Origin of the sequence: Actinomadura rubrobrunea NBRC 15275 (assembly GCF_001552235.1) — a bacterium.
GTDB classification, from domain to species: domain Bacteria; phylum Actinomycetota; class Actinomycetes; order Streptosporangiales; family Streptosporangiaceae; genus Spirillospora; species Spirillospora viridilutea.
The window spans coordinates 66,174-85,702 of record NZ_BCQU01000018.1; the positions used below are offsets into that span (position 1 = coordinate 66,174).

21 protein-coding genes are annotated in these 19,529 nt (G+C 74.2%); 8 read left to right on the forward strand and 13 right to left on the reverse strand.

Features of this window, described 5'->3' with window-relative positions:
- Positions 1–27: 27 nt before the first annotated feature.
- The 13 genes from lgt to AR3_RS30360 all read right to left on the reverse strand — a co-directional run bounded on the left by lgt (position 28) and on the right by AR3_RS30360 (position 10,597).
- The gene (gene lgt / locus AR3_RS29395) at positions 28–1,599 is read right to left on the reverse strand and encodes a prolipoprotein diacylglyceryl transferase (RefSeq protein WP_083951082.1); all 1,572 of its coding nucleotides are present in this window, start codon (positions 1,597–1,599) and stop codon (positions 28–30) included.
- A 113-nt stretch (positions 1,600–1,712) separates the two neighbouring features.
- On the reverse strand, positions 1,713–2,447 hold the full coding sequence (locus AR3_RS08095) for a DsbA family protein (RefSeq protein ID WP_067910868.1): 735 nt from the start codon (positions 2,445–2,447) through the stop codon (positions 1,713–1,715).
- Between the two features lie 163 nt (positions 2,448–2,610).
- Positions 2,611–3,387: a DsbA family protein gene (locus AR3_RS08100; protein WP_067910871.1), complete on the reverse strand. Its 777-nt coding sequence runs from the start codon at positions 3,385–3,387 to the stop codon at positions 2,611–2,613.
- A gap of 60 nt (positions 3,388–3,447) precedes the next feature.
- Positions 3,448–3,939 (reverse strand): vitamin K epoxide reductase family protein, encoded by a 492-nt coding sequence (locus AR3_RS08105; RefSeq protein ID WP_067910873.1) that lies wholly within the window; start codon positions 3,937–3,939, stop codon positions 3,448–3,450.
- Positions 3,940–4,101: 162 nt separating this feature from the next.
- Entirely contained in the window at positions 4,102–4,914 is an 813-nt protein-coding gene (gene trpA / locus AR3_RS08110; protein WP_067910879.1) for a tryptophan synthase subunit alpha, read from the reverse strand.
- The gene (trpB, locus tag AR3_RS08115; RefSeq protein ID WP_067910882.1) at positions 4,911–6,146 is read right to left on the reverse strand and encodes a tryptophan synthase subunit beta; all 1,236 of its coding nucleotides are present in this window, start codon (positions 6,144–6,146) and stop codon (positions 4,911–4,913) included. The genes trpA and trpB overlap by 4 nt, the downstream gene beginning before the upstream one ends.
- Before the next feature lie 152 nt (positions 6,147–6,298).
- Entirely contained in the window at positions 6,299–7,105 is an 807-nt protein-coding gene (gene trpC / locus AR3_RS08120) for an indole-3-glycerol phosphate synthase TrpC (RefSeq protein ID WP_067910886.1), read from the reverse strand.
- A gap of 262 nt (positions 7,106–7,367) precedes the next feature.
- The gene (locus AR3_RS08125; RefSeq protein ID WP_083951084.1) at positions 7,368–7,841 is read right to left on the reverse strand and encodes a DUF2752 domain-containing protein; all 474 of its coding nucleotides are present in this window, start codon (positions 7,839–7,841) and stop codon (positions 7,368–7,370) included.
- Positions 7,842–7,861: 20 nt separating this feature from the next.
- Positions 7,862–8,536, reverse strand: coding sequence for a response regulator transcription factor (locus tag AR3_RS08130; RefSeq protein ID WP_067910889.1), 675 nt, complete (start codon positions 8,534–8,536; stop codon positions 7,862–7,864).
- On the reverse strand, positions 8,533–9,216 hold the full coding sequence (locus tag AR3_RS08135) for a Trp biosynthesis-associated membrane protein (RefSeq protein ID WP_083951086.1): 684 nt from the start codon (positions 9,214–9,216) through the stop codon (positions 8,533–8,535). Before AR3_RS08135 ends, AR3_RS08130 begins: the two co-directional genes overlap by 4 nt.
- A complete protein-coding gene (gene hisI, locus AR3_RS08140) occupies positions 9,213–9,596 on the reverse strand; it encodes a phosphoribosyl-AMP cyclohydrolase (RefSeq protein ID WP_067910941.1) in 384 nt (127 codons plus the stop codon). Before hisI ends, AR3_RS08135 begins: the two co-directional genes overlap by 4 nt.
- A gap of 187 nt (positions 9,597–9,783) precedes the next feature.
- Complete coding sequence (locus AR3_RS08145) at positions 9,784–9,993, reverse strand: cold-shock protein (protein WP_067910892.1); 210 nt, start codon at positions 9,991–9,993, stop codon at positions 9,784–9,786.
- Positions 9,994–10,237: 244 nt separating this feature from the next.
- On the reverse strand, positions 10,238–10,597 hold the full coding sequence (locus AR3_RS30360) for a hypothetical protein (RefSeq protein WP_146150192.1): 360 nt from the start codon (positions 10,595–10,597) through the stop codon (positions 10,238–10,240).
- 174 nt (positions 10,598–10,771) lie between these two features.
- Here AR3_RS30360 and AR3_RS08150 point away from each other — a divergent pair, with 174 nt between their 5' ends.
- From AR3_RS08150 to AR3_RS08185, 8 genes are all read left to right on the forward strand, one after another.
- Positions 10,772–12,631: an ABC transporter ATP-binding protein gene (locus AR3_RS08150; RefSeq protein WP_067910944.1), complete on the forward strand. Its 1,860-nt coding sequence runs from the start codon at positions 10,772–10,774 to the stop codon at positions 12,629–12,631.
- On the forward strand, positions 12,628–14,436 hold the full coding sequence (locus tag AR3_RS08155; RefSeq protein ID WP_067910897.1) for an ABC transporter ATP-binding protein: 1,809 nt from the start codon (positions 12,628–12,630) through the stop codon (positions 14,434–14,436). Before AR3_RS08150 ends, AR3_RS08155 begins: the two co-directional genes overlap by 4 nt.
- Positions 14,437–14,712: 276 nt before the next feature.
- Complete coding sequence (locus tag AR3_RS08160) at positions 14,713–15,777, forward strand: hypothetical protein (protein ID WP_227023003.1); 1,065 nt, start codon at positions 14,713–14,715, stop codon at positions 15,775–15,777.
- 99 nt (positions 15,778–15,876) lie between these two features.
- Entirely contained in the window at positions 15,877–16,347 is a 471-nt protein-coding gene (locus AR3_RS08165; RefSeq protein WP_067910899.1) for a hypothetical protein, read from the forward strand.
- Positions 16,348–16,464: 117 nt separating this feature from the next.
- The gene (locus tag AR3_RS08170) at positions 16,465–16,797 is read left to right on the forward strand and encodes a hypothetical protein (protein WP_067910902.1); all 333 of its coding nucleotides are present in this window, start codon (positions 16,465–16,467) and stop codon (positions 16,795–16,797) included.
- A gap of 46 nt (positions 16,798–16,843) precedes the next feature.
- Positions 16,844–18,013, forward strand: a complete 1,170-nt coding sequence (locus AR3_RS08175; protein WP_067910904.1) for an acyl-CoA dehydrogenase family protein — start codon at positions 16,844–16,846, stop codon at positions 18,011–18,013.
- A gap of 124 nt (positions 18,014–18,137) precedes the next feature.
- Entirely contained in the window at positions 18,138–18,707 is a 570-nt protein-coding gene (locus AR3_RS08180) for a hypothetical protein (RefSeq protein WP_067910907.1), read from the forward strand.
- A gap of 177 nt (positions 18,708–18,884) precedes the next feature.
- A complete protein-coding gene (locus AR3_RS08185; protein ID WP_227023004.1) occupies positions 18,885–19,445 on the forward strand; it encodes a copper chaperone PCu(A)C in 561 nt (186 codons plus the stop codon).
- The last annotated feature ends 84 nt before the right edge of the window (positions 19,446–19,529 follow it).

Genomic DNA, 19,529 nt, shown 5'->3' on the forward strand with positions numbered 1-19,529 from the left:
TCTCCTCACCGGTTCTACTGCGCGTCTCTACTGCGCGTCTTTGACGGCCTCGGCCGTGCTCCGCTCCTCCGCGTCGTCGCCCTTCTCGGCCTCGTCCGCCCGGTCGGGCTCGTCCGTCCCGTCCGTGTCGGAGGGGGCGGCGTCGGCGGAGGGGGCGGCGTCGGCCGCGGAATCATTCTCCTCGGAGGTCTCATCGGCGCCATGGGCAGGGTCGCCGTCGCCGGGCTCGGGAGCGGGGTCGGACGCCTCGCTCTTCTCGGCCTGCCCCTTCTCCGGCTCCTGGTCTTCCGGCTCCTGCCCGTCCGGCTCGTCCTGCTCGGACGCAGGCCGCGCGTCCGCGGGCTCCGTTTCGGCAGGCCCAGTCTCGGCAGGCCCAGTCTCGGCGGGCTCGGGCGCCGGTTCCTCGGCGGCGTCGGCGGACGCGGCGCTCGTCGCGGAGTCCTCCGGCTCACCGGACTCGTCCGACTCGGAGTCGCCGGTCTCCGCCGCCCCCTCCGACGTGCCGTCCGCGTCCGTGCCGGACGCCGCGGGCTCGGACGGCCCGGACTCGGACGCCGCGGACTCGGACGGCGCGGACTCGGCGGTCTCGTCGTTCTGGACGCCGTCGGCGGCCTTCCGAGGCGCCGCGGTCTCCGTGCTCGCGGACGCGCCCGACGGGGCGGACGGGGCGGGCTCGGCCGCGGCGGCGCCCGCGGGGGTTTCGGCGGACCGGGCGGCCGCGACGGCGGCCGGAGCCCGGTCGGAGGCGTCGGGCAGGCCCACGGTGACGGTCTCGGTCCAGGACGCGTTGCGGGTCAGGTAGAGGTACGCGACGGCGCCCAGGAAGACGAGCAGCGCCGTCCAGTCGTTGAGGCGCATGCCGAGGATGTGGTGGGCGTCGTCGATGCGCAGCGCCTCGATCCAGAACCGCCCGACGGTGTAGGCGGCGACGTAGAGCGCGAACACGCGTCCGCACTTCAGCTTGAAGCGCTTCTGCGCCCACACGACGAAGACCGCCACCCCGACGCACCACAGCGACTCGTACAGGAAGGTGGGGTGGTAGGTGGCGACGTCGGCGTACGTGGGGTCCAGGCTGCCGTCCTCCAGGCGCGGACGGTGCCCCTGGTCGATCTTCAGGGCCCAGAACGCGTCCAGCGGCCGCCCGTACAGCTCCTGGTTCCAGTAGTTGCCCCAGCGGCCGATCGCCTGGGCGAGCGCGACGCCGGGCGCGACCGTGTCGGCCATCGCCGACACCGAGATCCCGCGGCGGCGGCAGCCGATGACCGCGCCCACCGCGCCGAGCGCGATGGCGCCCCAGATGCCCAGGCCGCCCTCCCAGATCTTCAGCGCGTCCACCGGGTTGCGGCCGGCACCGAAGTAGCGCTGGTAATCGGTGATCACGTGGTAGAGCCGCCCGCCCGCCAGGCCGAACGGAACCGCCCAGATGGCGATGTCCATCACGACGCCGGGCGTGCCGTGGCGCTCTTTCCAGCGCCGCTCGCCGATCCAGACCGCGACGACGATGCCAGCAATGATCATCAGGGCGTAGGCGCGGATCGGGATCGGCCCGAGGTGCCAGACGCCCTGGGAAGGACTCGGGATGAAGGCCACCGGCTGCATGTCCGTTGACGTTACCGCCTCCGGCGTCCCGGGGTGCCCATGAAGCGTCGGTAACCCGATATGCCGCGCCTTCGCCGCGGCGGGGGCGGCGCCCCCGGCCCGCCCGCGGCCGGTCAGCGGCGGCCCGCGGCGAGGACGGCCCGCTCCAGCGCCCCGGCGTCGAGCAGCTGGCCCGGCGCGTCCAGGGAGCGTCCGTCCAGGAAGACCGCGGGGGCGTCGGTCACCCCGCGGGTCCGCGCGGCGTACCGGGTCAGCGCGTCGAGCCGGGCGGCCTCGCGCATGTCCTCGACGCAGGAGGCGAAACGGGCCCCGCGGATGCCGGCCTCGCGGCCCCAGCCGACGAGGTCGGCGGGTGCGAAGCCGGGGACGCCCTCCTCCGGCTGGTGGGCGAACAGCAGGTCGCGGTAGGCCGCCCAGCGGTCGGCGGGGGCGCACAGCGCGGCGTTGGCGGCGCGGCGGCTGTTGGACGCCATCGGCTCGCCCTCGGCGCCGCGGTACCGCTGGAACGGCCAGTAGACGACCTTCACCTTGCGCTCGGCGGCCAGCATCTTGATCGTCGGCCCGACGGCGTGCTCCATCGCCCGGCACAGCGGGCACTGGAAGTCCTCGAAGATCTCCAGCACGGGCCGGCGCACCCCGGGCTGCGTCATGACCACGGCCCCGTCCGGCGCGCGGGACGCGGGCGCGAGCGGCCCGCGGTAGGTGCCGGGGCCGGACGACGGCCCGCCGTCGCGTTCGCGGGCGCGCAGCGCCACGACGATCGCGAGGGCCGCCGCGATCACCGCGACCGCCCCGACGACCGCCAGCAGCAGCCGCAGGCCCTCGACCGCCCGGCCAGCCCTGTCCATCGCTCCCCCGATCGATGCCGGCGCCCCGTGCCGCCGGTAGAGACGCTACCGGGAGAACGTTCCAGGACAGGTAAAAGAACGGCACCGTGAGCCCCGTCCAGGGGCCCACGGTGCCGGCTACGACACTCGAACCGCGTCGCTCGGCCGCGACGCTCGAGCGGGATCAGCGGCCGGAGCCGCCGGCGGCCTCGATCGCCTGCCGGAGGGCGTCCCCGCTGGCGATCTCGTTCTCCAGCTTGCGGCCGTCGAGGAAGACGGTCGGCGTGCCGGTGACCTTGCGGTCGTCCAGCGCGTACTTGGTCATCGACTCGACCTGCGACTTCTTCTGCTGCTCGGTGACGCACTTGTCGAAGTTCGGGTCGGTCACGCCGACGTCCTTGCCCCAGGCGACCAGGTCGTCGGGCGCGAAGCCCTTCTTGCCCTCCACCGGCTGGAACTTGAACAGCGCGTCGTGGTAGGAGAGCCACTTGTCGGGCGGGACGCACAGCGCCGCCGCGGCCGACCGCAGCGAGTTCGACTTGATCGGGTCGGGCTGCTGGCCGAACAGGTGGAACGGCCGGTAGACGACCTTGACCTTGCCCTCGGCGGCCAGCTGCTTGACGGTCTTGCCGGTGGTCTCCTCGAAGTGCTTGCAGGCCGGGCACTGGAAGTCCTCGAAGATCTCCAGCACCGGCTTGGTCACGCCCGGCTTGGCCATGACGATCGAGCCGTCGGCCTCGCGGGTCAGCGGGGCCTGGGGGCCGGTGTAGGCGACGGCCTTCTGGTCGCGCTTTCCGCGCTGGTCGAGGACGACCACGGTCACCGCCACGACCGCCGCCACCGCGACCACCGCGCCCAGCACGATGGCCAGCAGGCGCCGCTGGCGCTGCCGCGCCTGCTCGCGCTTGCGCTGCTCGGCCAGGCGCTCGCGCGCGGACCGCTCCCGTGCGGCCTTGCTCATCGGTTCTCTCCTCGGCGGGGACACCGCGGGCGCGCGGTGGCGCCGCGCGGGCGGACGGGCCTAGTCGACATGACCGGCCCGCCGGAATTCATCGAACAGGACAAGTGCGAACAGCAGGATAGTGACGATGTGCACACCGGTGCACCACTGGCAGATCTTCCCGAGGATCGCCAGCTCGACGGTCACCAGGTAGACGACGAACAGCACGCCCACGCACACCGACGCCAGCCGCCCCCAGCGCAGCGGCGGCCACGGCGACCGCAGCGCGGGCGGGCTGATCAGCGCCGCGAAGCCGACGAAGAACGCCAGCCCCAGCCAGGGCAGCGGAACGCCCAGCAGCGCGGAGTACTCGCTGGTGGTCACCGCGTGGCAGTCCAGCTTGCCGCTGGTGGTGCACAGCAGCGCGTCGTCGTTGTAGTGCGAGTACAGCAGATAGGCCGAGATGGCCAGGCCGACCAGCGTGAGCAGCCACGCGGCGGCCGTGAACCACGGCGGGCGCCACGGCGCGACGGGCGCCGTCTCGTCGGACCGCGACTCGACGGATTGCTGCACGATCGTGATCCTTCCGCCACCGGACGTCGTCCACGGGCCGGGCCGCGGGCGGACGGCTCCGTGTCCGCCCGGACGCGAGCCGACTTCACCTTAGAGGACGCCGCGCGCGTTCGGCGCCGCAACGGCCGCCCGCGACGGCGCTTTCACGGCCGGCTGCGCGGGTCAGCGCCCGCCGCGGACGCCTTCGGCGAGTTCGGCGGCCAGGGCGCGGACGGCCTCGACGCCCGCGCGTTCGTCCGGGGCGTCCAGCAGGCGGCGGATGAACGCCGAGCCCACGATGACGCCGTCGGCGAACCCGGCGACCTCGGCGGCCTGGGCGCCGTTGCTCACCCCCAGGCCGAGCCCGACCGGCAGCGTCGAGCCCTGCCGGTCGAGGACGGCGCGGGTGCGCTCCACCAGGCGCGGGGCGCCGGTGTCCACGGCGGCGCGGGCGCCGGTGACGCCCATGAGCGACGCGGCGTACACGAAGCCCCGGCACACCCGGGTGATCTTGTCGAGGCGCTCGTCGGTGGAGCTGAGCGCGACGAGGAAGACCCGGTCCAGGCCGTGGGCGTCGGACGCCTCCAGCCACGGGCCGGCCTCCTCGGGGGTGAGGTCGGGGGTGATCAGGCCGGTGCCGCCCGCGGACTTCAGGTCGCGGGCGAAGGCGTCGGGCCCGTAGCGGTCGACCGGGTTCCAGTACGTCATCACCAGGGTGGCGGCGCCGGTGGCGGCGACGGCCTCCACGGTGCGGAACACGTCGGCGACGCGGGCGCCGCCGACCAGCGCCCGGTGCACGGCGTCCTGGATGGTGGGACCGTCCATCAAGGGGTCGGTGTAGGGCAGGCCCACCTCGATGACGTCGCAGCCCGCCTCGACCATCGCGGTGGCGGCGGCGACGGCGCCGTCGACGCTGGGGAACCCTGCGGGCAGGTAGCCGACGAGCGCGGCGCGGCCCTCGGCCCTGGCCTTGTCGAAGGCGGTCTGCACGGTCACCGGCGCTTCTCCTCCCCCGGCATCAGCCCGAAGAACTGGGCGGCGGTGTGCATGTCCTTGTCGCCGCGGCCGGACAGGCAGACGACGATCGTGGCGTCCGGGCCGAGCTCCCTGCCGACCTGCAGGGCCCCGGCCAGGGCGTGCGCGGACTCGATGGCGGGGATGATCCCCTCGGTGCGGCACAGCAGCGCGAAGGCCTCCATGGCCTCGGCGTCGCTGATCGCCCGGTACTCGGCGCGTCCGGTGTCGCGCAGCCAGGCGTGCTCGGGGCCGACGCCGGGGTAGTCGAGCCCGGCGGAGATCGAGTGGGTCTCCAGGGTCTGGCCCTCGTCGTCCTGCAGCAGGTAGGTCCGCATGCCGTGGATGACGCCGAGCGACCCGCCGACCAGGGTGGCGGCGTGCCGGCCGGTGGCCACGCCCTCGCCGCCCGCCTCGAACCCGTACAGCCGCACCGACGCGTCGGGGATGAAGGCGTGGAAGGCGCCGATGGCGTTGGAGCCGCCGCCGACGCAGGCCACGACGGCGTCCGGCAGCCGCCCGGTCGTCTCCAGGCACTGCGCGCGCGCCTCGACGCCGATGACGCGCTGGAAGTCGCGCACCATCATCGGGAACGGGTGCGGGCCCATGACCGAGCCGATGCAGTAGTGGGTGTGGTCGACGGAGGCGACCCAGTCGCGGAACGCCTCGTTGCAGGCGTCCTTGAGGGTGCGGCTGCCGGTGCGGACGGGGATCACCTCGGCGCCCAGCATCCGCATCCGCGCGACGTTGAGGGCCTGCCGCTCGGTGTCGACCTCGCCCATGTAGACGGTGCACTCGAGGCCGAGCAGGGCGGCGGCGGTGGCGGTGGCCACGCCGTGCTGCCCGGCGCCGGTCTCGGCGATGACGCGGCGCTTGCCCATGCGGCGGGTCAGCAGCGCCTGCCCCAGCACGTTGTTGATCTTGTGGGACCCCGTGTGGTTGAGGTCCTCGCGCTTGAGCAGGACGCGGGCGCCGCCGGCGTGCTCGGCGAACCGGCGCGCCTCGGTCAGCAGGCTCGGCCGTCCGGCGTATTCGGCCAGGAGCCGGTCGAGCTCGCCGGTGAACTCGGGGTCGTTCTTGGCGGCCTCGAATTCGCGGGTCAGCTCGTCGAGGGCGGCCATGAGGGCCTCGGGGGCGAAGCGCCCCCCGAACACGCCGAAGTGGCCGGTGGCGTCGGGCACGACGGCACCGCGGGAACCGGTGTCGGTGGTCATGGGAATCCTGTCGTGGGAGAAGGGCTCATCCTGGCTGCCGGGTCGTCGGACGAGCACGCCATCGTTCGCGCAAGGTCGCGACGGGGCCTGCGATCGGGCCCCGGCCCGGGGACGGCGCTCTCCGCATGGACGCCAGCCTATCGCGAACGGGGTCAGCCGCTCTGCCGCAGGGCCGGGTGCGCCCCGGCGGCGACCAGGTCGGCGACGGCGCCGCGCGGGTCGCGGCGCATCACCAGGCTCTCCCCCACCAGCACGGCGTCGGCGCCCGCCGAGGCGTAGGCCAGCAGGTCGTGCGGGCCGCGCACCCCCGACTCGGCGACCTTGACGACGTCCTTGGGGATCAGCGGCGCCAGCCGGGCGAACACGCTGCGGTCCACTTTGAGGGTCTTCAGGTCGCGCGCGTTGACCCCGATGACCTTGGCGCCCGCGTCCAGCGCGCGGGCCAGCTCCTCCTCGGTGTGCACCTCGACCAGCGGGGTCAGGCCGATCGACTCGGCCCGCTCGACCAGCGACACCAGGGCGTCCTGCTCGAGCGCCGCCACGATCAGCAGGGCAAGGTCGGCGCCGTAGGCGCGGGCCTCCCACAGCTGGTAGGAGGTGACGATGAAGTCCTTGCGGAGCACCGCCACGTCGACGTCGGCGCGGACGGCGGCCAGGTCGTCCAGGCTGCCGCCGAAGCGGCGCCGCTCGGTGAGCACGCTGATCACCTTGGCGCCGCCGGCCTCGTAGTCGCGGGCCAGCGCCGCCGGGTCGGCGATCGCCGCCAGCGCGCCCTTGGACGGGCTGGAGCGCTTGACCTCGGCGATGACGGACACGCCCGGGGCGCGCAGCGCCGCCAGCGCGTCGCGCGGCGGGTCGGCCCGCTCGGCCTTGGCCTTCAGGTCGTCGAGCGACACCGTGCGCTGCCGTTCGGCCAGATCGGCCCGGACGCCGTCGAGAATTTCGTCGAGCACGCTCACGCCCTGCTCCCCGCTCGCCTCCGCGGCGCCTGCGCGGCGCCGCCTTCCCTGGTCGCAGGCCCCGGGACGGCGCGCGCGCAGCCGGCACGGCCGTGCCGGCGCGGCGCTGCCGCTTCGGACGGCGCGTCGAACGGCACGCCGACGCGCTCGGGCTCGCTCACGGGAAGGCCCCCTATGTTGCGGTCGATCCGTGCACCGATCGTAGCCTCAGCGGTGGGCGGCCCTTGAACCCGGGCCGGGCTCAGGGCGCCCGAAACCGGCGTTATGGAGCCAAAGCAGCGCCGAACGCCGTGTTCCGCACGATCCAGTACACGACGACCAGCGCGAGGAAGGCGTGGATCACGCGCGGCCGTGTCAGGCGGGAGGCGAACGGGACGCCCGTGGCCGCGCACGCCGCCCAGCGCGCCCACAGGTATCCGAAGACGGGCAGCAGCAGGAACAGCATGGGGTTGAGCCCGAACGCCTCCGCCACGCGGCCGTGCGTCAGCGAGTGCACCATGCGAAGGCCGCCGCAGCCGGGGCAGTACAGGCCGGTCGCCCACAGGAACGGGCAGGTCGGGTAGTGGCCGGGTTCGTTCGGGTCGACCGTGCTGACCAGCACAGTGCCCGCGGCCGCCGCGGCCAGGACGATGCCGGGGCCGACCAACGCGCGCTTGCGGCGGCGGGGCGCCGCCGGGGAGGGCGCGCGCGGAGAGGGCCGCGCGGCGTGGGCGGGTGCGCCGGTCGCGTCGTCCACCGTGGGCTCCTCTCCGCCGGTCAGGGGTCCAGGACGTAGCCGACGCCGCGGACGGTGCGGATCGGGCTGTCCTTGCCCAGCTTGCTGCGCAACTGGGCGATGTGCACGTCCACCGTGCGGCTTCCCGCGCCCGCGTTCGGCCCCCAGGCGGCGTCGAGCAGCTGTTCGCGGGTGAAGACCCTGCCGGGGTTGCTCATCAGGAACTCCAGCAGGTCGAACTCGGTGACGGTGAGCGCCACGGGGCGGTCCCCCACGCTCACGGCGCGGCCCTGCGGGTCCAGGCTCACCTGGCCGGCGCGCAACGGCCCCTGGGCGTGGTCGCCGGCGCTGTGGCGCAGCGCCTCGGCCACCGCGCCCACCAGCACGCGGGGTCCGAACGGCCGCGTCACCTGGTGTTCGCCGAGCGCGCCGCGCGTGAGCGCGTCGACCTGCCCGGCGACCGCCACGACGGGCGCGGGCCGGGCCGCCTCCGCGACGCGCCGGTACAGCTCCACGGGGAGCGGCGTGTCCGACACGTCGAGCACCACCGCGTCCGGGCGGACGCGCGCCGCGACGGCGGCGGCGCGCGACGGGTCCGGTTCGATCTCGACGGCGTACCCCTCCCGGGCCAGGTAGCGCCGCTCCAGTTCCGCCACGGCGGGCTCGTGTTCGGCGACCAGGATGAGCCCGCCGCCCTCGGCCGTCCCGCGGTTCACGACCGCTCCGAACGGCCGCGCCGGGCCTCCTGGGAATCCTCCTGGGAATCCGCCTGGGAATCCTCCTGGGAGGTCTGCCGGGAGGACGGGACGTCGCCCGGCGCGGGCTCCGTGGGGTCTTCTCCCCGGTCGAGGGACTTCCACAGGCTGGAGGGGTCGTCGGTTTCGGGCGGCGTGCGGGTCGCTGCCGCGGCGGGACGCTCGTACCGCATCGACATGCCCGGCCAGCGCGCGCCGCGCAGGATCGTCGCCGACCCCGCGGCCAGCAGCAGCGCGCCGCCGGCCAGGGACACGGCCCACCAGAGGGTGACGTCGGCGGAGGGGTTCGCGGCGAGCCGCAGCAGGGCGCTCTTGTCGGCCGCGGCGTCCAGCACGTGCGCGGTGCGCACGGACGCCACGGACGCGTAGCCGATCGCGGCGCCGAACGCGGCCAGCAATACGCCGACCCCGGTCCGCACCTTGCCGCGGGTGGCGAACAGGGCCGCCAGGCCCGCCAGCCCGGCCCATCCCAATGCGCCCGCCGCGCCGCCCAGGTCGCGCCCGGTGAGCTCCAAAGTGAAGGGGGTGATGGCGCCGGCGGCCCGTACATGCGCCCAGGCGCGTCCGGCGGCCAGCAGGGTCAGCCCGGCGCCGGCCGCGCACAGCAGCGCGGCCAGGGCGCGTTCTCGGGCGGGGGTCACGAGTCCGCGGCCGGCCGTTCCCCGACGACGGCGTCGAGCACGTCGGCGTCCCAGCAGGTGCGGTCCCCGGTGTGGCACGCGGCGCCGACCTGGTCGACCTTCACCAGGATCGCGTCCCCGTCGCAGTCCAGGGCGACCGACTTGACCCACTGCTGGTGGCCCGAGCTCTCGCCCTTCACCCAGTACTCCTGGCGGCTGCGCGACCAGTACGTGGCGCGGCCGGTGGTGAGGGTCCGGTGCAGCGCCTCGTCGTCCATCCAGGCGAGCATGAGCACCTCGCCGGTGTCGTACTGCTGGGCGATGGCGGGCACGAGGCCGTCGGGCGTGCGCTTGAGACGTTCGGCGATCTTGGGGTCCAGATTGGACGGGCGAGCGGACATGTGCTCCATTCTGCCGGGTGGCGCCGCGCGCTCGGCACCGGCACCGCCGCGGCCTCCCAAGAGGGCCGCCGCCGAGGCGGCCCCCGGACACCACGAGGCCCGCGCCCCCTGGTGGGGGCACGGGCCCGGCGGTACGACTAGGGATTACGACTAGGGATTACGACTAGGGATGCGTACGACTACGGGATCACGAGAGGGGGACGACGTTGTCGGCCTGCGGGCCGCGCTGGCCCTGCGTCACCTCGAACTCGACGCGCTGGTTCTCGTCGAGGCTGCGGTAGCCGGACGCCTGGATGGCCGTGTAGTGCACGAACACGTCGGCGCCGCCGCCGTCCACGGCGATGAAGCCGTAGCCCTTCTCGGCGTTGAACCACTTCACGGTGCCCTGCTGGGGCATGTCTTTCTCCTTGCGGCAAAACTCGGGCCCACACCTCGCGGGCCCCGCGCCGGTCGCTGCGGGACGCCTTCGCCTCCCCGGCACTGTCCCGGAAAAGCCAAAACGCCCGCTGCCATCAGTCCGCGGGCGTTCTTACAAACGATCGTGAACTTCGACTGCAACCGACGGGTCCACCGTATCATCCGATCCGCGTAAACCCCAGGAGCTTGTCCCTCCGGTTTCTTCCGTGGCCGAAAGCGGCGCGTTATAGGCCCGACACGCCGCATGCTGCGCCTCCGCCGCCCTCGTCGGGCGCCGTCGCCGCGCGGGGCGAACCGCCGCGCGCGTCGCGGACCGGCCAGGTCAGGCGGTGCCGCGCGGTGATTTCACGCGGACGAATCACGTGATTTTGAACAAAGAACATCTTCGCGTTGACGATTTCGTCGACGACGATCGGCTTCGTCGACGATCGGCGCGCATGAGGGGAAAACCAGGACCGCGCCGACGGCGACGGCGCGACGCGGGCGCCGCGGCGGAGCGGCCCGCCGGAGCGGGTGCGGTCGCCGGGCGCCGACGGGACGTCCGGGTAAGCCGGGAATAAGCGCTCAGTCCGGATGGTAGGCATTGTGCGAGCCCGCGAGTCCCGGTGATCCTCCCACACGGGGCGTGCGGGCCCCGCCGTCTGTGAGGAGTTGCCGTGCCATCAGGGTCGACACCCGCCGGGCACCGTCATGGGGGACGGTCCCGGCACCCCCGGACCAGCCGCCGCCGGGACGGGGAGCGTCCCCCGACCCCCCGCATCGACCCCGGCGTCCTGCGCGAGGGGATCGGGGTGCTGTGGGTCGCGGTCAAGGCCGAACCGCGGGTGTTCACCGTCGCCGTGCTGGCCAGCGGGCTGTACGCGGCGATGACCGTCGGCACCGCGCAGGTGCTCGGCTGGGCGACCGAGGACGTCGTGCTCCCGGCGTTCCGCTCCGGCGACACCACGGCGGGCGCGCTGGCCGGGGCGGCGACGGCGATCCTCGCCGTCGCGCTGCTCAAGGCGCTCGGCGTGGCCGGGCGCCGGTTCTACGCCGGGCTCATGCAGTACCGCATGCAGGCCCGGTACCGGCGGGCGGTCACCCGGCAGTACCTGCGGCTGCCCCTGGCCTGGCACCACCGCCACCCCACGGGGCAGCTGCTGTCGAACGCCAACGCGGACGTGGAGGCGGTGTGGGCGCCGATCGCGCCGCTGCCGATGGCGGTCGGCGTGGTGCTCATGCTGGTGATCGCCGCGGGGTCGATCCTGATCACCGACGTGGTCGTGGCGATCGTGGGCTTCCTGGTCTTTCCGGCCGTGGCGCTGCTGAACGTCCTCTACCAGAGGCGGCTGTCCCCCGTCGCCACCCGGGCCCAGCAGCTGCGCGCCGAGGTCAGCGAGGTGGCGCACGAGAGCTTCGAGGGCGGCCTGGTCGTCAAGACGCTGGGGCGCGAGCAGGACGAGACCGAGCGGTTCGCCGAGCGCGCGCGGGCGCTGCGCGACGCCAACGTGGCGGTCGGCCGCATCCGGGGCCTGTTCGACCCCGTGCTGGAGGCGCTGCCCAATCTGGGCGTGCTGGCGGTGCTGCTGGTGGGCTCCATCCGCCTGGAAGCCGGGGCCATGACCGAGGGCGACCTGGTGCACGTGGCGTATCTGTTCACGCTCCTGGCCTGGCCGATCCGCGCCCTGGGCTGGGTGCTGGCGGAGGTGCCGCGCAGCGTCGTCGGCTGGAAACGGGTCCGCGGGGTTCTGGACGCCACCGGCTCCCTCCCCTACGGCGACCGTTCCCTGGACGAGGGCAAGGCGGCGGCGCTGGAGGTGCGCGACGTCCGCTTCGCCTACGAGACCGCCGAGGGGGAGGCGTCGGCGGACGTACTGCGCGACGTGTCGTTCTCCGTCGCCCCCGGCCGCACGATCGCCGTGGTCGGCCCCACCGGTTCGGGCAAGTCGACCCTGACGTCCCTGCTCGTGCGGCTGGTCGACCCGGCCGACGGGTCGGTGCTGCTGGACGGGGTGGACGCGCGCGACCTGAGACGCGGCGGCGTGGCCGAGACCGCGGCCCTCGTGCCGCAGCAGACGTTCCTGTTCGACGACACCGTGCGCGGCAACATCACCCTGGGGCTGGACATCCCGGACGAGCGGGTGTGGGAGGCCCTGCGCCTCGCCCAGGCCGACGGCTTCGTGGCGGCGCTCCCGGACGGTCTCGACACCCGCATCGGGGAGCGCGGGGCGACCCTGTCGGGCGGCCAGCGGCAACGGCTGGCGCTGGCGCGCGCGGTGGTGCGCCGCCCCCGGCTGCTGGTGCTGGACGACGCGACGTCCAGCGTCGACCCCCAGGTGGAGGCCCGGATCCTGAGCGCGCTGCGGGACGCGCAGTCGGCCGGCGGGGGCGGCGTGACCGTGGTGGTGGTCGCCTACCGCAAGGCCACGATCGCGCTGGCCGACGAGGTCGTCTACATCGAGCACGGCCGCGTGGCCGACCGCGGCGCCCACGCCGAGCTGCTGGAGCGCTGTGAGGGCTACCGCAACCTCGTCACCGCCTACGAGCGCGCCGAGGCCGAGCAGCGGCTGATGAGCGGGCGGGCGGACGACGACCGGACCGGGACCGCGGAGGCCGACAGCGAGGAGGCGGTGGCGTGACCACGTTGAACGAGGCCGCCTCCGCCGAGAGCGCGCTGACCACGCTGCGCCGCGGCCTGCGGCTCAGCCCCGAGTTCCGCGCCGGACTGGCCGGGACGCTGCTGCTGGCGCTGGTGGCCACGGCCGGCCGGGTGGTCGTGCCGATCGCGGTGCAGCAGACGATCGACAAGGGGCTGGGCGGGCCCGGCGGCCCCGACATCGGGTTCATCCGCACGGCCGTGCTGGCGTGCGCGGCGGCGGTGGCGGTGACGGCGCTGAGCGCGTACGCGGTGAACGTGCGGCTCTACAAGACCACCGAGTCCGGCCTGGCCACGCTGCGGACCAAGGCGTTCCGGCACGTGCACGACCTGTCGGTGCTCACGCAGAGCTCCGAGCGGCGCGGCGCCCTGGTGTCGCGGGTGACCGGCGACGTGGACCAGATCAGCCAGTTCATGCAGTGGGGCGGACTGCTGATCATCATGTCGACCGGGCAGCTGCTGGTGGCCAGCGTCCTGATGGCGGTCTACTCCTGGCCGCTGGCGCTGCTGGTGTGGGCGACCTTCCTGCCGCTGGCGTTCGCGCTGCGCCGCTTCCAGCGGCTGCTGTCGGCCGCCTACACGCGCGTCCGCGAGCGCATGGGCGACCTGCTGGCCGCGGTGAGCGAGTCGGTGGTGGGCGCGTCGGTGATCCGCGCCTACGCGGCCGAGGAGCGCACCGCCCGCCGGGTGGACGCGGCCGTCGAGGAGCACCGGCGGGCCCAGACGCGGGCGCAGGGCCTGGTGGCGCTGACGTTCCCGTCCAGCGAGCTGGTGGCGGCGGTGGCGACCGCCGGGGTCGTCGTGGCGGGGACGCTGCTGGGCGTGGCCGGCGACCTGACCGCCGGCGAGCTGGTGGCGTTCCTGTTCCTGGTGACGCTGTTCGTCAGCCCCATGCAGACCGCCACCGAGGTGCTCAACGAGGCGCAGAACGCGATCGCCGGATGGCGGCGGGTGCTGGGCGTCCTGGACACCGCGCCGGACGTGGCCGACCCCGGCGAGAAGGGGCGGACCCTACCCCGCGGGCCCATCGAGGTGCGGTTCGAGAACGTCGCGTTCGCCTACCCCGTCGACGGCTCGGACGGGTCGGGCGCGACGGGTCCGCTCGTCCTGCGCGACGTCAACGTGGAGATCGCCCCCCGAAGCCGGGTCGCGGTGGTCGGCGAGACGGGCTCGGGCAAGACCACGTTCGCCAAGCTGCTGACCCGGCTGATGGATCCGACCTCCGGACGTGTGCTGGTGGACGGCGTGCCCTTGCAGCAGGTGCGCTTCTCCTCGCTGCGCGAGCGCATCGTCATGGTGCCGCAGGACGGGTTCCTGTTCGACGCCACGCTCGGCGACAACATCCGCTACGGGCGGCCGGACGCCACCGACGAGGAGGTGCTCCTGGCGCTGACGGAACTGGGCCTGGCCGACTGGGTGGAGGGCCTGCCGCGCGGCCTGGACACGCCCGTGGGGCAGCGCGGCGAGTCCCTGTCGGCGGGCGAACGGCAGCTGGTGGCCCTGGCCCGCGCCTACATCGCCGACCCCGACCTGCTGGTGCTGGACGAGGCCACGTCCGCGGTCGACCCGGCCACCGAGGTGCGCATCCAGCGCGCGCTCGACGGGGTGACGCGGGGCCGCACGGCCGTCTCCATCGCGCACCGGCTGTCCACGGCGGAGGCCGCGGACGAGGTGCTGGTGTTCGACAAGGGGCGCATCGTCCAGCGCGGCCCGCACGCCGAGCTGGTCGCGGTCCCGGGCGTCTACGCCGACCTGTACGCGTCCTGGATCGCCCAGCGCCGCATCTAGCCGCCGGGCCGCCGCCCGGCCTCGCGGCGGCCTGCGGATCACCGGGTAAAGCACTTGCCGGTTTTGTGGTCGGGTGCGCATTCTGCTGGGGTGAGCAACGAGGTCGTGTTGGAATCGGCGGGCACGCTGCACGGACAGCTGCAGCGTGGCCTGGGACGGGCCGCGCGTCGCGCGGCCGATAAACCTGGTGCGAGCGAGTTCGTTTATGACTGCATACGCCGCGACCCACGCTGGGATCCCCGCGCCGAGACACGCGGCCTTTATTACGCGCGCCTGATGGTCGACTTGGAGCTGCCTGTCGGGCCGGTGGCCGAACACCTTTTCGACTCGTCCGACCAGTCCGACGGCGACGGACGGCGGGTGCAGCTCGCCCTCGAGGTGCTCGCGGACCTGGTGCGGCTGAGCCGCAGGGAGGCCGCGTCGGCGCTGTACCGGTACGCCGAAGAGGGCACCCATTGGTTCGACGCCGTCGACACGCTCGTGGGCTTGGCCGATCCGACCCTGACGCACGGTCTGGACGAGCTGGTGGCGGCGCGGTGCAACGAGTCCGCGTTGGACGCCCTGGTCGCGGGCCCGCACAATCCCGTGATCGAGAGCTGGGCGGCGCGGCAGCCGCGGATCGCCGACGCCCTGGCCCGGCGCCGCGAGACCGGCCGGGCGCGCCGCTCCGGGCTCGGCGCCGCCCGGGCCGAACGGACCGAGGCCGAGCTCCTCGAGGCCGCTCGGCGGCGCGACGACGGAGCCGTGGCGGCCATCTTCGAGCTCGGCCGCAGGCGGGCCCCGGCGCTGCTCGACCTCGCCGAAGAGCTGCTGCCGCAGCGGCCGAGCCGATGGGGCGGAGCGGTGTGCCGGGCGCTGCGCGAGTACGGCCCCGAGGCGGTGCCGCGGGCGAGGGCGTGGGCCGCGTCACGCGGCGGTTGCCAGGACTTGGCCCTCGCCATCCTGGCCCGCCACGGCACCCGCCAGGACATCCCGTTGCTGATGAACGAGCTTCAGGACGCCGTGGAACGGTGCGACTGGGGCGACGCGGCCGGCCCCATCGAAGGCTTGGGCAGGCTGCGCGCAGGCGAGGCCGTGCCGCTGTTGAAGACCGCTTGGACCGAATCGACTTATGCGTTCCTACGTCCCCGCATTCTGACCGCCTTGACCCGCACCGCGCCGCACACCGCCGAGTCCTACACCGTCGAGGGCCTGTGGGACTGCGAGGAGGGCGTGCGCCAGATCGCCGCCGAGACCGTCCCCCTCACCCGCGAGACCCGCATACGCCTGCAACGCCTTCACCACGACGCCGCCGAGGAGCCCGCCGTGCGCGCCGCCGCCGCAGGGCGTCTCATGGCCTGACCTGCTTCCCGCTCCCTCCCCCTCCGCGGATGAACCCCGCGGAAGTGTCCGCCCGTATGTGTGGGCGAATCGCTCAACTCTTCCCGGGGAGGACGAGCCATGCGCTCCGATGACCACCGTTCGCCCTTGAAGGCCGCCCTGCTGTGCGGTGCCGCCGCGGCCCTGCTGCCGCTGGCGGCCGGCTGCTCGGGAGGCTCGGCCGAGGCGGGAGGGAGCGGCGGCAAGCAGGCCCAGCCCGCCACCGCCGAGCAGCTCGCCCAGCAGACCGGCTGCAAGCTGAGCAGCCTCCGCAAGGTCGCGGACCTGTCGCAGGGCTCCTGCCAGACGGACAAGGGCCGCTTCACGGTGGTGAGCTTCACCACCGACCAGGGGCAGCATGCGTGGTTGGAGGAGGCCAAGCCTTGGGGCGGCACCTACCTGGTGGGGCCGCGGTGGGTCATCGTCAGCACCGAGCAGACGCTGAAGTCGCTCCAGGAGGAGCTCGGCGGGCAGATCGAGTACGGCGCCCACCACGGCGGGGGCGGAGGCGGCGGCCACCAGGGCGGCGGGACGAACCACCAGGGCGGCTGATGCGCCCGGGGCGGCGGGACGACGGAGGACATCGCCGCCCCGTACTACTTTCGGCCGCCGCTGGTTCACTCCGCGGAAGGAGGGGAGGGCGGGGGTCCGCCATCTAGACTCACGCACATGTTCCCCTCTGTTCGGCGAGCACTGACCGTACTGCCGTTCGCGCTGCTGCCCGTCGCCGGCGTCACTGCGTGCAGCAGCGAGGGCGCCACGACCGAGTGCACCGTGAACTCCTGCACCATCACCTTCAACCGCGGCGTCGACGCGAGCGCGTCGATCCTGGGCGTCAAGGCCGAACTGGTGAGCGTGCAGGACGACACCGTCACGCTCAAGGTGGCCGGTCAGCAGATCACCGTGCCCAGGGGCGAGGCCGAGCAGGCCGAAGGGTTCGACGTCTCCGTCCAGTCGATCACCAAGGACACCGTGGTCGTCAAGATCAGCAACAACGGGTGACGCCCCTGGAGCGCGACCCGCTCCGCGCATCCGCCAAGATGGGGGCATGCCCGCAGAACGCATGCCTCCCACCCCGGAGGCGGACGACCTTTTCGCGCTGACCCGCGAGATCGCCCAAAAGGAGCTCGCCCCGCGCGCCGCCCCGGCCGAGGAGGCCGGGGAGTTCCCCCGAGAGATCTTCCGCCTGCTCGGCAGGTCCGGCCTGCTGGGCCTGCCCTACCCCGAGGAGCACGGCGGCGGAGGACAGCCTTACGAGGTCTACCTCCAGGTGCTGGAGGAGATCGCCGCGGTGTGGGCGTCGGTGGCGGTGGGCGTCAGCGTGCACACGCTGGCGTGCTACCCGCTGGCCGTGTACGGCACCGACGAGCAGCGCAAGCGGCTGCCGGAGCTGCTCGGCGGCGAGCTGCTGGGAGGGTACGCGCTGTCGGAGGCGCACGCCGGCTCGGACGCGGGGGCGCTGAGCACCCGGGCCGTGCTCGAGGAGGACGGCACGGCCTACCGCGTCACCGGCACCAAGACCTGGATCACCCACGGCGGCGAGGCCGACTTCTACACGCTGTTCGCCCGCACCTCCGACGAGGGCACCCGCGGCATCAGCTGCTTCCTGGTGGAGGGCCGGATGCCGGGGCTGACGTTCGGGCCGCCCGAACGCAAGATGGGCCTGACCGGCTCCACCACCGCGCAGCTGCACTTCGACGACGCGCGGGTGGCGGCCCAGTGGCGGATCGGCGAGGAGGGCCAGGGCTTCCCGATCGCGCTGTCGGCGCTGGACTCCGGCCGCCTCGGCATCGCCGCCTGCGCGGTCGGCCTGGCCCAGGGCGCCCTCGACCACGCGGTCTCGTACGCGGCCCGGCGCGAGCAGTTCGGCCGCCCCATCATCGCCAACCAGGGCCTGGCGTTCATGCTGGCCGACATGGCGGCCGCGGTGGAGTCGGCCCGGGCCACGTACCTGGAGGCCGCCCGCCGCCGCGACCGCGGCCTGCCGTTCTCCCGCCAGGCGTCGATCGCCAAGCTGGTGGCGACGGACACGGCGATGCGGGTGACCACCGACGCGGTGCAGGTGCTCGGCGGCTACGGCTACACCCGCGACTTCCCGGTCGAGCGGTACATGCGCGAGGCGAAGGTCATGCAGATCTTCGAGGGCACCAACCAGATCCAGCGCATGGTGATCGGCCGCCACCTGGCCCGGACGGCGGCCCTGCAGGACGCGACCTGACGCGGGCCGTCCCGCCCCGCCGCGCCTTCGACGCCGGGGGCGCGGCGGACCCGCCGGGCCGCGCCCGGCGACGCATACCCCCCGGACCGCCCCCGCGCAGGCGCCTTGGCACGATAGAACCGCCATGATCGCCTCGCCCCCCTCCCGCACCGCGCGATCCGCGATCTTCGCGGTCGTCTGCGTGTGCCTCACCGCGCTGGGGCACCGGACCGCCTCCGGCGAGCCGATGTCCCCGGACGCGCTGCTGTGGGGGTTCTTCGGCGTGTGGGCCGTGGCGCTGCCGCTGGCCGGGCACGAGCGATCCCTGCCGACGATCCTCGGCGGACTGCTCGGCGGGCAGTTCGTCCTGCACGCGTTGTTCAGCACCGGGGAGCTTCACTACCACCATCACCACTGCTCCGCTCACCCGGTGTCCGCCGCCGGCCACGGCGGCACCGCGATGACGGTCGCGCACCTGCTCGCCGCGGGCGCGTCGGCCTGGTGGCTGCGACGGGGCGAGCGCGCCGCCTGGCGGTTGGCCCGGCTGGCGGCGTCCGTCCTGCTGAGGCCGCTGTGGCTGACGTTCAGCGCGCCCGCGCCGCAGGCGCCCCGCGCCGCCGTGCCGCGCACCCAGTCCTCGGCCCCGCCGCGCATCGCGCCGCTCCGTCACGTTCTGGTTCTGCGAGGGCCGCCCGCGCCCGTCCCGGGGCGCTGAGCCGCCCCCCACGCCGCGCCCCGCGCCGCGGGGCGTCCGAGCCGTCCCGCCGACCGCATCGGCGGGACGCCCTCTCCCTGACCATCGCGACCGGCCCCGGACCGGCCGCGTCCCGGGGCGCGCCCGGGCGCGGGACCGGCGACGCCGGCGCGCGTCCAGAACCAGAAGGACCCCTTCATGCACGGCTTTCGCATGCACGACTTCCGTCTTCCGAGCACGGTCGCGTCCCTGACCGCGGCCTGCCTCGCGCTCACCGGCTGCGGCGGCGCCGAGTCCGCGCCTGACGCGCCGACCAGTCCCGCCGCGTCGTCCGGCGCCGCCGCGTCGTCCGCCCCGGCCGCCGCCCTGACGGTCCACGACGCCTGGGTGAAGGCCGCCGACGAGGGCATGACCGCCGCGTTCGGCACCCTGGTCAACCACACCGGCGCCGCCGTCACGATCACCTCGGCCTCCACCCCCGCCTCGCCGAAGGTGGAACTGCACGAGGTCGCCGGGTCCGGCGGCGAGATGACGATGCGGCCGGTCGAGGGCGGCTTCACCGTCCCCGCCAAGGGACGGCTGGAGCTCAGGCCCGGCGGGTTCCACATCATGCTCATGGACCTCGCCGAGCCGATCAGGCCCGGCGATCAGGTCGCCTTCACCCTCCGCCTCGCGGGCGGCGGCACGGTCGAGTTCACCGCCCTGGGCAAGTCCTTCCAGGGCGCCAACGAGAACTACGAGCCGGGGGCGGGCCGCTGATGGACCGCAACCCCACCCGGCGGGCCCTGTTCGTCGGCGGGGCGGCGGCCGCGGTGGCCGCCGCCGCGGCCTGCCGCGCCGACC

Excerpts from the sequence above, each read along its gene's own strand:
- AR3_RS08175 (WP_067910904.1), top strand. The coding sequence starts at position 16,844 with ATGCCCGCAGAACGCATGCCTCCCACCCCGGAGGCGGACGACCTTTTC.
- hisI (WP_067910941.1), bottom strand. The coding sequence starts at position 9,596 with ATGTCCGCTCGCCCGTCCAATCTGGACCCCAAGATCGCCGAACGTCTC.
- AR3_RS08160 (WP_227023003.1), top strand. The coding sequence starts at position 14,713 with ATGGTCGACTTGGAGCTGCCTGTCGGGCCGGTGGCCGAACACCTTTTC.
- AR3_RS08095 (WP_067910868.1), bottom strand. The coding sequence starts at position 2,447 with ATGGACAGGGCTGGCCGGGCGGTCGAGGGCCTGCGGCTGCTGCTGGCG.
- AR3_RS08180 (WP_067910907.1), top strand. The coding sequence starts at position 18,138 with ATGATCGCCTCGCCCCCCTCCCGCACCGCGCGATCCGCGATCTTCGCG.
- AR3_RS08185 (WP_227023004.1), top strand. The coding sequence starts at position 18,885 with ATGCACGGCTTTCGCATGCACGACTTCCGTCTTCCGAGCACGGTCGCG.
- lgt (WP_083951082.1), bottom strand. The coding sequence starts at position 1,599 with ATGCAGCCGGTGGCCTTCATCCCGAGTCCTTCCCAGGGCGTCTGGCAC.
- AR3_RS08145 (WP_067910892.1), bottom strand. The coding sequence starts at position 9,993 with ATGCCCCAGCAGGGCACCGTGAAGTGGTTCAACGCCGAGAAGGGCTAC.
- AR3_RS08165 (WP_067910899.1), top strand. The coding sequence starts at position 15,877 with ATGCGCTCCGATGACCACCGTTCGCCCTTGAAGGCCGCCCTGCTGTGC.
- AR3_RS08170 (WP_067910902.1), top strand. The coding sequence starts at position 16,465 with ATGTTCCCCTCTGTTCGGCGAGCACTGACCGTACTGCCGTTCGCGCTG.
- AR3_RS08100 (WP_067910871.1), bottom strand. The coding sequence starts at position 3,387 with ATGAGCAAGGCCGCACGGGAGCGGTCCGCGCGCGAGCGCCTGGCCGAG.
- trpB (WP_067910882.1), bottom strand. The coding sequence starts at position 6,146 with ATGACCACCGACACCGGTTCCCGCGGTGCCGTCGTGCCCGACGCCACC.
- AR3_RS30360 (WP_146150192.1), bottom strand. The coding sequence starts at position 10,597 with ATGCCTACCATCCGGACTGAGCGCTTATTCCCGGCTTACCCGGACGTC.